The organism is Mycobacterium sp. 1165178.9, assembly GCF_001673555.1.
GTDB lineage: Bacteria > Actinomycetota > Actinomycetes > Mycobacteriales > Mycobacteriaceae > Mycobacterium.
Map to the genome: position 1 here is coordinate 1 of NZ_LZMB01000497.1, position 3,565 is coordinate 3,565.

1 protein-coding gene is annotated in these 3,565 nt (G+C 67.0%); it reads right to left on the reverse strand.

The annotated features are described in order from the left end of the window. Positions 1-3,565: non-ribosomal peptide synthetase (locus tag A5652_RS21260; RefSeq protein WP_156745469.1), on the reverse strand; the 3,565-nt coding region annotated here is incomplete at both ends.

A 3,565-nucleotide genomic window follows, 5' to 3' on the forward strand; every position in this document is an offset into this window, starting at 1 on the left:
TCAGTAGGCTGACTCGTTCGGCAATCAGCAACGCGTGCAGGTCATCTGGGGACCGGACGACCGCATCGGGCACCACCAACAAGCGCCCCCCGTGCAGTAACGCACCCCAGATTTCCCACACCGAGTAGTCGAAGGCCAGCGAATGGCATTGCGTCCACACCTGCCCCGCCAGCTCTTGGTCCGCATTCAACGATTGCAGCAGTCGAACGACGTTCTGGTGGGCCACGGCCACACCCTTGGGCACACCGGTGGTGCCCGATGTGTAGATCAGGTAGGCGATCTCCTGCGCCCCCGGCGGAGGCAATGCGGTGCTGGGCTGGAAGTCGATGCTCGGATCGCTGACGTCGACGACCGCCAACCGGCGGGTGTTCAGGCGATCGGCCAAGCCCGCGGTGGTGATTGCGACGACCGGCGCGGCATCGGCCACCATGAACTCGGTGCGAGCCGCCGGATGCGCCGGATCGATCGCCACATACGCCGCACCGGTTTTGAGGACCGCCAACATCGCCACGACAGCTTGAGCCGACCGGGGCAACAACAGCGCCACCCGCTCACCCGGGCCCGCGCCACGGGCAATCAACCAGTGCGCCAAGCGGTTAGACGCTTCGTCGATCGCGCGGTACGTCAGCGAGCGGCCCTCGAAGGTCAACGCCACCGTTCCCGGCGTTCGCGCCACCTGCGCGGCGAACAATTCCGGGATCGAGACCGACGACGTCGGCCGCCGGGTCAGAACCGCCCGGTTGCCGAACTTGTCCAGGCGTGCGCGTTCACCGGGAACCAGCAGGTCTATCGACGACAGCCGCCGAGTCGGCTCAGCGGTCATGGCCTCCAACACCCGCTGCAACCGCTCGATCAGCGTCCGAATGCTTTCAGCGTCGAACACATCGGTGCGGAACTCCACTGCGCCGCCGATCCCGGCTGGGGCGCCGGTCTCGGTCCAGCGTTCGGCCAACGAGAATGTCAAGTCCACTCGCGCAGTGCGGGTCTCGGTGGGTACGGTGCTGACCAACATGTCGCCCAGCGCCAAACCGGTGGCCGGGTCGCCGGCGAAGTTTTGCCAGGCGAGCATCACCTGGACCAGCGGGTGATGGTTCAGCGACCGGGCCGGGTTGAGCCGCTCGACCAGCACCTCGAACGGCACGTCTTGGTGCTCGTAGGCGGCAAGGCTGCGCTGCCGCACGTGCGCCAGCACCTCGGCGACTGTGGGATCGTCGGACAGGTCGACGCGCAACACCAAGGTATTGACGAAGAAACCCACCAAAGGATCGAGAGCGGGGTCGCGCCTGCCGGCGATCGGGAAACCCACCGCCACGTCGACGCTGCCGCTGAGGTTGGCCAGCAGAACCGCCAGGCCCGCCTGAATCACCATGAAGCCGGTCGCATCGTGCTCGCGGGCCGTTCGGGCGATCCGCTGCTGCAACTGCGTCGGCCAAGCCACCTCGACGCTGGCGCCGCGGTAATCGGCAATGGCCGGGTACGGCCGATCGGTGGGCAGCTGAATCCGTTCGGGCATCCCGGCCAAGGCGTCTTCCCAATAAGCCAGCTGCCCGCCAATGCGACTCTGCGGGTCCTGCAGGTCACCCAGCTGTTCGCGCTGCCACAGGGTGTAATCGACATATTGCACCCGCAGCGGCGCCCAGCTCGGGGCCCGCCCCGCACACCGGCTGGCATAGGCCACACCCAGATCACCGACCAGAGGGGTGATCGACAAGCCATCCGCGGCGATGTGGTGCACCACCGCCACCAGCACGTGCTCCTCGTCGGCGATGTGGAAAAGCCTTGCTCGCAGCGGGATCTCGGATTCCAGGTCGAACGCACGCTGCGTCGTTTCCGCAATCGCCTCCCGCAACCGGTCGGCCGACCAGCCCGTGGCATCCACGCGCTGCCAACCAAAGTCGGTCTCCGGCATAGGGATAACGACCTGCCGGGGAATCCCCTTGACCGCCGGGAACAGCGTGCGCAGGCTTTCGTGGCGGTCCACCACGTCGGCGAGGGCCTCCCCGAGCGCACCGGCATCCAGACGCCCACTCAGCCGCAACGCCACCGCCATGTTGTACACCGCGGAGGGACCCTGTAATTGATCGATGAACCACAGCCGGTTTTGCGCGAACGACAGCGGCACCACCGCGGGACGCTGTACCGCCACCAGCGGCTCCAGCCCGCCTGCGGCGTCGCCCAACCGCAATGCCAGTTGGGCTACCGTGGGCGACTCGAACAACGTGCGGACCGAAATGTCGCCACCCGCGGACTTGTTGATCGCGGCGACCGCCCGCATCGCCGACAACGAATCCCCGCCCAAATCGAAGAACGAGTCGTGAACCCCGACGCGGTCGACGCCGAGAACGTCGGCATAAATGCCGGCCAGGATCTCCTCAATACCATTGCCCGGGGCATGATAACCATCGGCGGCGGCGTATTCGGGTGCCGGCAAAGCCCGCTTGTCGAGTTTGCCGTTGACGGTCAGCGGCAGGGCGTCGAGCATCACCACCGCGGCCGGGACCATATAGGGCGGCATCCGCTCAGCGAGCTCCGCGCGCGCCCGCGCGGGGTCGGCGGTGCCGGTGATATACGCGACCAGCCGCTTGTCACCAGCGCGATCCTCGCGCGCGATCACCACGGCCTGTTCGACGTCGTCCAGTTTGGCCAAGGCCGCCTGGATCTCGCCCAACTCGATGCGATACCCGCGGATCTTGACCTGCTCATCGGCTCGGCCCCGGTAAATCAGCTGTCCGCCGGCACCCCAGGACACCAAGTCCCCGGTGCGATACATTCGCTGCCCCGGTGCCCCGTCACCGGCGAACGGGCAGGCCACAAACCGCGCGGCGGTTAGCCCCGCCCGGCGCGCATAGCCACACGAAAGTCCGGAACCTGCTACATACAACTCACCGACGACACCGACGGGCACCGGCTGTAACCAGTTGTCGAGGACAAACAAAGCGGTCCCCGGCACCGGCGTACCGATCGGCACCACACCGGATCCCGCGCGCAGCGGCGCACTGATCGACGCATACACCGTGGTTTCGGTGGGGCCGTAGCCGTTCATCATCAGCCGCCCCGGCGCCCAATGTTCGACCAGCTCAGCAGGGCAGGCTTCACCGGCCACCATCAACGCGACGGATTCCAAGCCCTCCCGCGACAACATCCTCACCGCGGAGGGGGTCTGGCTCAACACGGTGACGTGTTCGGCAATCACCAACGCGTGCAAGTCTTCCGGCGACCGGACCACGGACTCGGGCACCACCACCAGCCGCCCCCCGTGCAGCAACGCACCCCAGATCTCCCACACCGAATAGTCGAAGACCAGCGAATGACACTGGGTCCACACCTGCTCCGGCGCGAGCCGCAGGCCGACGTCGAGCGAGTCGAACAGTCGGATCACGTTGTGGTGGGTGACGGCAACGCCTTTGGGGACTCCGGTCGTGCCCGAGGTGTAGATCAGATACGCGATGTCCCCGGCCTCCGGCGCGGGCAACGCGGTGCTGGGCTGAGCCGCGATCCGCGGATCGCCCACCTCGATGACGGCCACGTCATGCCCGTCGAGCCGATCGGCCAACGCGCCCGGCAC